This is a genomic window from Corallococcus sp. CA053C, assembly GCF_003611675.1.
GTDB lineage: Bacteria > Myxococcota > Myxococcia > Myxococcales > Myxococcaceae > Corallococcus.
On sequence record NZ_RAWA01000453.1, the window covers coordinates 1 to 7,376 of the forward strand.

Consider the following 7,376-nt stretch of genomic DNA (forward strand, 5'->3'; position numbering starts at 1 on the left):
GGGGCTGGAGGTTTCGGGTGGAAGGTGAGGGTGAGGTCGATGCAGTCTGGACCGCGCCTGCCGTTGAGCCGTTCGTCGAACAGCGGGAATTCGACCTCGGCCCCGAACCAGTATCCGGGTTCCAGCTTCAGGAGGTCCTCCTCACGGGCTGGAGGAGGGAAGCGGTCCGCGACCAGGAACTCCACGGGCTGTGCTGTCGCGCAGTCCAGGACCGCGGCGACTTCCAGGGAGGTGTTCTCGATGAGCCGCCGATCCAGCGTGAGGGGCCCCGCTTCGGCTCCCACCAGGATGCGCCCGGAGAGGGCCGTTCCGTCGTAACGGGGAGATTGGAACTCGAGGAGGGGACGCGCGGCGGGCGCCGTCTCTGGCATGTGCTGAGGGGGAGCGACGCGACGACATCCTGGAGCGGAGAGCAGTGACGTCACGAAGGAAGCGAGGACGAGGTGCCTCATCTGCATCTGAGTTCTCCACTGTCGCCGGGGACTCCATGGCCATCGCCATGATTCCATCCGCAGGAGTGTGCCAGTTCGTGGACCATCGTCTGTGCTCGGCACCTGTCGGACATGGGCAGTTGGCACCAGTAGATTTCCGCCTTGGGCTGGCGACACGTCTGCTCGCCCCGGAAGACGAAGCCACCGATGTCACCCCTGCGCTTCTTCCCATCATCCCGGCATTTCTGCTGGATGTAGTCACTGCACTTCACCAGCACACCGCTGCACTGGAGCTGGATGCACTCGCGGAGACAGGCGTCGTCGATGCTCTCCGCCGCGGCTCGACATTCCTCGACCGTCGGGACCGCACGGCACTGTGTCTGGCGCATGGGGGTGCCGGGCACCTTCGGGGTCGCGCACGCCGCGAGCAGCAACAGTCCGGCGATCGCGATTCGGTGAGAAGGGGGATCCGAGCGCAAGAAGGGGCTCCATGCCTCGCGTGGGGAGTTGGTGCCGCAGCAGGGCGCTACATCTGCACGTCTGTTCCCGTAAAGGCATCAACGGACGGGAGAATGGATCCGTCAGAGATACCCACGAGGGCATGGAAGAACCCGTATTGCTGGCGATATAGGTGGCGTCCGTCGGGAGTGTAGTAGCGTGGATCAGAACGGGAGGGTTCTCCAAGTGCGCAACAGTCTTCGATGGTTGGGGTCGCTGCTCGATCGCGTGGGCCTCACGGAGGTGATGGAGGAGGCCAGCGATTGGGTGCGGTACTACGCGCAGGGGAAGCCGCCCACGAGTGAAGCGAAGCCGACCCGTGTCTCCCGGCCGGTGCACTCGGAAACCCCGCACGCCTCGGTGCACGAGGTCGTCGCTCCCGCGACCGTGTCAGAACGCAACATCAACGCGACAGTGGTAGAGATTCCCTTCGAGGGGCGTATGGAACTGGCGACTGCGGCACGTCGGAAGACGGCGCCCAAGGCGAAGAAGAGCGTGGGCAAGGCTGCTGCTGCCCGGAAGAAGACGGCCCCCGCTGCGAAGAAGGCGGCGGCCAAGAAGGCACCTGCGAAGAAGGCAGCGGCCCGGAAGGCGGCGCCCCGCGCGAAGTCCGCGGCGCAGCCGGCGAGCGAGGACGCGGTGTCGGTGCTGGAAGCCGCACTGCGCAGCCACGCGCGCCAGAAGGACCTGGTCTCCGCCGGCAAGGAGAAGGACCAGCTCCTGCGCTCGCTGATCCCGCTGTACCTGGCGAAGTCCCTGGACGTGGAGATCACATCGGGCACGACGTCGCGCTTCTGGAGCGGGCTGGGCGTGACGTACGCCGCGCCGAACGCCGCCAAGGCGCTGCGCCTGCACGCCGGTTACGCGCAGGACACCAAGAAGGGCAAGGCCATCACGGCCAAGGGCGTCCGGTACGTGGAAGACGCCCTCAAGCAGGGCTGAAAAAGCAGTGCCGCGCCTTTATGTGTCATCCAGGCGCGGCATGGCTCGACTCGTGGCCGGCGTGCTCGTAGGGACGCTGGTCGCTTGCGCGGGCGCGAAACGCTACTACTTGAACGAGGAATTGCGCCGCAGAGAGGGCAACTCCTTCCTCGCGGTGGCTCCGGGCCCATGGCCGGATGTGCCCGTGGTCATCGAAGACGGGACCCAGGTTCCAGAGGATCTGGTCCTGACCACGTTGTCTTCGCTCATGGGTCTTCCTGGTGCCGCGGATGCCTGTGAGCCGTCGACCGGTCGGCCCCGGGCGGATGCCACCGAGTATTGCGTCGCGCTCTAGCGAACGCCCAGGGACTGGCGTGCTTCCTGGCCCGTGCGCAATGTCCTGGACGCGACGCGATCGTGTTGGCCGCCGTTTGGCGGAGTCGATGATGCGGAGTTTGGCGATGACCTGCCTGTCTTCGGCTATGCGCATAACCACCCTTGCGGCGCAGGCGCGAGCAGCCAGGATCTCAAAAACTGGCCCCGATTGAAGGTCGGCGAAGAAGGCTGGGTGTTGGTTGCGTACGCGGCCACCCCCAGCGGAAGGCTTGCTCGGGACTCCCAGGGGAAGCCCATTCCTGCGTGGGGATGGCTCGCCACGGGACATCGGGATGCGCCGCGTTTCTACAAATGGAACCAGGCAGGCGAGGTGTTCAAATGGGTGGGCCGCGACTCAGGCTGGACCTTCCAGGCAACGTGCCACCCCGCCTCATCCAATATTCTCCGACGTAGCGGAGTCATGCCGGAATGTTCTCCTGCACTGCGCTGGTAGCGCCCTGCGTCTGGGCCCAAGGTCCAACTGGAACGCCGTGATGATGCTCCATCCGATGCTTGTGTGGGTCATGCTCCTCGCGGACGCGGGAACACCCCCAGCGCCTCAAAGCCCCACGAAGCCAGATGCGGGTGTTCCCATTCTGACGCGTGCCGCACCTGCCACGGATGCAGGGACAGGTCTCAAGAGCGGATCGAAGTCTGCCTTTGAATGGCCAGAGGATGTACAGCCCATGGCGACCTTGGACGGTCCCGCCATTCTGGCGTCTTACGCCGCCCTCCAAGATGTCGTGAGCCGCTTCCCGAAGTCCCGTCGGAATGAGTGCATCTTCACCGCCCAGGCCTTGGAAGTGGTCGTGGGGAAAGGGAAGGGCGTCTACATCGTCCGCGTGAATCGCCGTGTCGACCACTGCGAGGGAATTGGTCCCGGTGGGAACTTCGAGTTCGATTGGTTCGAACTCTACGCCGTCTCCCCTGAGGGACGGATCATCGAGCGGTATCAGTACGCCCCCTGAAGCGCATGGAGTTCGCTCTCAGTCCCGCGAAGAAGGCAGCGGCCCGGAAGGCGGCGCCCCGCGCGGAGTCTGCGGCGCAGCCTGCGAGCGAGCTCCCCGGGAGGCCCTGGCATCATCGGCCGGGCCTCCCGTCTCACCGAGGAGCAGCGTTCTCAGTTAGCGAAGCACACCGGGTCGGCGGTGCCCGGCAGCGGCGGCGTCGCCGGATCACCACAATAGCCCCTGTGGTAGACGACGTTGCAGGCCGTGCTGCTCGTGCCGCCATCCGCCAGCGACAGCGTCTGCACGCCGCTGCCGGAGAAGGCATTCGGGTAGCTGGCCCAGACCGGGCAGCCAGGGCCACTGCAGTACGTGTGGATGCCGTTGTAGCAAGAGCCCAGCAGGGACTGGTACCCAGGCAGGCCACCGATGTCGATGGCGTAATTGGTGTTGCGCAGCGTGTTCCCATACACCCAGCTGTTCAGCGTGTTGGAGAGCTGGATGCCATAGGCCGCCGACGCTGCCGCACCCTGTCCATCAATCGTGTTGAACCCGATGAAACCCCAGTTGACCCGGTACATCGAGAGGCCCAGCACGTTCTTGTAGAAGCGATTGTCCCGGATGTAGACGTGGTCGATGAAGCCGCGCTGCGGGTCCGTCTGGAAGTTGCGGTGCTGCGAGTCGTCCAGCATGAACTGCGACAGGTCGAGGAAGTTCTGGACCGTCGCGAACTCCCGCTTGTCATAGCCAGTCAGCTGGCGGAAGGCGCAGTCATTCACCACGATGTATTGATTGCCATCCGTCAGGAAGCCCAGGGTGAAGCCCGAGACGTAGTTCTCCGAATAGGTGGTGTTCTGCGTATAGGGCATGTGGCCATCGGAGCTGAGGGCGAAGTGGTTGGCCGCCGCCGTGGGATGCCGGATGACGACGTTCTTCGTCACGTCGATGTTGCCACCCAGCACGTTGATGCCCACCCGGACGTCACAGATGGAGTTGTTGTGGATCTGCGAGCGCGCGTTGATGTTCCCGCGGAACTCGTACGGATGCACGTTGCAGTAGTTGGGGAGGGCGCTCCCCGGCCCCTTTGTAATGCAGTACGGATAGAGGAGGGGGTTGCCCGCGTCATCCTTTGACTCAGCAGATTCCTCATACGGGGTCGACGGATAGTAGGTCCCCGCATCATCGGGGCACTGGGGCGTGTTGGGCGGCGGGGATGCGGCGCAGGAAACCGGCCGGCACTCCGTGGCAAGCGCGCTGCGGCGAAGCATCCGCATATCCGAGCCCGTAGGGCATCCTCCATCCGGCAGCAGGGAAGGGTTGACTGTCAGGGTCAGCCCAGGCTGCGTTTCGCAGTTGGGATCCTCCGGGGTGTTCGACGTGTTCCAGCCATAGGCAATGCCCATCGCCAGATGCGTGACCTTCATGTGGTGCACGTTGACGGGTGCCCCCGTGATGTCATTGGACTGAAGGACCCGGAGCCCCGCGGTAAATTCGCGATTGTGATGGATGAAGTTCCACGGCCCGGGCGCGAGCTGGGGCGGCTGGGCGTCCAGCTGGAAGATGGAGGTGAGCGTGTCAGCCGTCGCCGGGCATTCCTGCCCCAGGCTGAAGGACGCGTCCGTGGTGCCCACCAGGTCCAGGTAGGACACGCTGGCGTCGGAGAGCATCGGCGCGGCAGTCAGGTCCGCCACGAGGACGAGCGCGTCCAGTGGCGTCTCGAGGCCCACGTTGATGATGGTCGGTCCCGTGGTGTCGCGGGAGCCCTTCAGGTGGATGCCGGAGGGGACATGGATGCCCACTGGTGAATACGGGGGCCCGACAACCTGCGAGGTGCTCGCGGTGATGGTGATGGCGCCGGGATCGAGGGTGACCTTGGGATGGCCCTGCTGCTTCGCCCAATCAATGGCGGCCTGATACCAGATGGTGCGGGGCCACGGGGGGGCTCCAGGGCCTGGGTCCTCCTGGTCACAGGTTCGCGAGAGATTCCCCCTGCACGCCAGCCCCTGATTGCCATGGGCACAGAACGTCTGCTGGGTGGTCCCCGCGGCGTTCGCGACCCACGCGCACATGACTCCGGGAAGGGTATTGGGGTCGACGAGCGGGTTCTCTCCTTCGCGGGGCTCCGCTGCTCCACTTGACGGAGATGCGTGGGCCGCTGCGGGACCTGCATCCGGTGAGAGGGACGCGTCGGATTGACAGCCCAGGACAAGGCCCAGGGCGATGGAACATGGCACTGCAACGAAACGACGAATGTCTGGCATCTACCTGTTAAATCCTATCACTCTCGAAAGTGATAGGATTCAAGACTTGATGGGGGCACCTCCCGCATGCCCCCCTCCCGGCATGCGCTTCACCCCAGCAGCCGCGAGTCATCCAGATCAATCTCGTCCTGGATGAGGTCCACGCCGTTCTGCCGGAACCGTCGCGCCGCCGCGCGGGTGCGCGGGCCGTGTCCGTGGTCCAGGCACCACTGCGCGTGCTCGCTCAGGAGCGCCAACTCCAGTGTGCGCCCCAGCGTCAGCGAGAACCGCCGCGCCCCGGCCTCCAGCGTCGTCGGGTTCGCCATCGCGCCGGCCACCCAGACCCGCGCGTGCTCCAGCGCGTCCTGCGCCGTCCGCACGCACGGGCGCAGGCCCACGTCCGTCACCTTCGCGAGCCGCGCCTCCACCTCGTGGAAGTACGCCTCCAGCGTGCCTTCCTTCGCCAGCGCGCGCAGCGCGTCCAGGGACAGCACGTTCGTCGTGCCCTCCCAGATGGACAGCACCTGCGCGTCCGCCTGGATGCGCGGCAGGCCCGTGTCCTCCACGTAGCCCGCGCCGCCGAAGGACTCCGTCACCTCCGACGTCACGTGCACCACCTGCCGGCCCGTCGTCAGCTTCGCCAGCGGCGTCACCAGCCGCTGCAAGAGCTGCTCCTGCTCCGTCGCCGTGCGCGTCTCCAGCTTGCCCAGGAGCTCCACCCCGCGGAACGCCAGCAGGAAGCCCGCCTGGAACTCCGCCTCCAGCCCCGCCAGCGTGTCCATGTGCAGCGGCTTCTCCGACAGCGGCGCGCCGAACTGCACCCGGCGCTTCGCATAATCGTGCGCCAGCGCCAGCGCGCGCCGCATGCTCCACGTCGCGCCCATCGCGTTCCAGGTGCGCGTCACGTTCAGCATCATCGCCATGTTGCGGATGCCGTCCGTCAGCCCCGCCACCGGCGTCGCCAGCGTCCCGTCCAGCGTCAGCTCCGCCGTGGGCACCTTGCGCGTTCCCAGCTTGTCCTTCAGCCGGTTGATCTGGATGTGATTGAGCTTCCCCGCCGCGTCCCGCGTCTCCACGAAGAAGAGCGCCAGGCCCTTGCCGCCGGGGCCGTTGCCCTGGGGCCGCGCCAGCGTCAGCGCCATCTGCGCCGTCGTCGCGGACGTGAACCACTTCGTCCCGTACAGCCGCCAGCCCTCGGGCGAGTTGCGCGCCTCCGTCAGCGTCAGCCCCACGTCCGAGCCGCCCGTGCGCTCCGTCATCCACTGCCCGGAGGTCCAGAACGTCGCCGGGTCGCGCGACGTCAGGTGGGGCAGGGCGTGGTCGATGAGCGCCTGGTTGCCCAGCGACAGGAGCGAGCGCGCCGCGCCGTCCGTCATCGCCAGCGGACACGAATAGACATCCAGCGACGGCTGCACCAGGTAGTTCAACGCGAACTGGTGCACGCGGCTGAGCGCGCCACTCTTCTGCTCGTAGGCCACCGCCACCAGGCCCTTGCGCGCCGTCAGCGCCTCCGCCTCCTTCCACAGCGGCGACACCTCGATGTGGTCGATGCGCTGGCCCCACGCATCCCACTGCGTCAGCACCGGCTCGTTCAGCCGGTCGCGCAGCTGGAACTCGTGGAAGTGCTTGCCGCCCAGCTCCCCCAGCTCGCGGAAGTCGTCGGTGATCGAGCGGCGAAGGTCCTCCGGCAGGGTGCGGGCCAGATATCCCTGCAGGAACGCGTCGTCGTCGTACTGGTTGCCAAGACCGGGGGGCGCCTGGAAGAAGCTCATGCCCCGAAGTTAACACCCTGGCCCGGGGTGGTGGAGTAGACTGGCCGCCCCTCTGCCGGAGCCGTGATGACCGACTTCTTCCGCAGGCCCCCTCCTGGCGCGGGTCCGTCCTCCCAGGACGACGAGCAGGACCCGAACCGCAGCATCACCCCGCTGGAGACGCCCGCCGCCGCGCCGAACCCGGTCCTGGCA

General features: G+C 66.4%; 6 protein-coding genes. 3 read left to right on the forward strand and 3 right to left on the reverse strand.

What is annotated here, in order from left to right:
• Window positions 1-458, reverse strand: a 458-nt coding sequence (locus tag D7V97_RS46230; RefSeq protein WP_233583463.1) for a hypothetical protein, incomplete at its 3' end; no start/stop codon positions are given.
• Between the two features lie 657 nt (window positions 459-1,115).
• On the opposite strand from D7V97_RS46230, the gene D7V97_RS46235 reads away from it, so the two are divergent.
• The 3 genes from D7V97_RS46235 to D7V97_RS37030 all read left to right on the forward strand — a co-directional run bounded on the left by D7V97_RS46235 (window position 1,116) and on the right by D7V97_RS37030 (window position 3,193).
• Window positions 1,116-1,871 carry a hypothetical protein gene (locus tag D7V97_RS46235; RefSeq protein WP_233583464.1) on the forward strand — a complete coding sequence of 252 codons (756 nt, stop codon included), beginning with the start codon at window positions 1,116-1,118 and terminating at the stop codon, window positions 1,869-1,871.
• A 40-nt stretch (window positions 1,872-1,911) separates the two neighbouring features.
• On the forward strand, window positions 1,912-2,205 hold the full coding sequence (locus tag D7V97_RS46240; protein ID WP_233583465.1) for a hypothetical protein: 294 nt from the start codon (window positions 1,912-1,914) through the stop codon (window positions 2,203-2,205).
• Window positions 2,206-2,911: 706 nt separating this feature from the next.
• On the forward strand, window positions 2,912-3,193 hold the full coding sequence (locus tag D7V97_RS37030; protein ID WP_199729075.1) for a hypothetical protein: 282 nt from the start codon (window positions 2,912-2,914) through the stop codon (window positions 3,191-3,193).
• Between the two features lie 152 nt (window positions 3,194-3,345).
• Here the strand turns inward: D7V97_RS37030 and D7V97_RS37035 are convergent, their stop codons facing one another.
• Window positions 3,346-5,241: a hypothetical protein gene (locus D7V97_RS37035; RefSeq protein WP_120615323.1), complete on the reverse strand. Its 1,896-nt coding sequence runs from the start codon at window positions 5,239-5,241 to the stop codon at window positions 3,346-3,348.
• 281 nt (window positions 5,242-5,522) lie between these two features.
• Window positions 5,523-7,184: an acyl-CoA dehydrogenase family protein gene (locus D7V97_RS37040; RefSeq protein ID WP_120615324.1), complete on the reverse strand. Its 1,662-nt coding sequence runs from the start codon at window positions 7,182-7,184 to the stop codon at window positions 5,523-5,525.
• Between the last annotated feature and the right edge of the window lie 192 nt (window positions 7,185-7,376).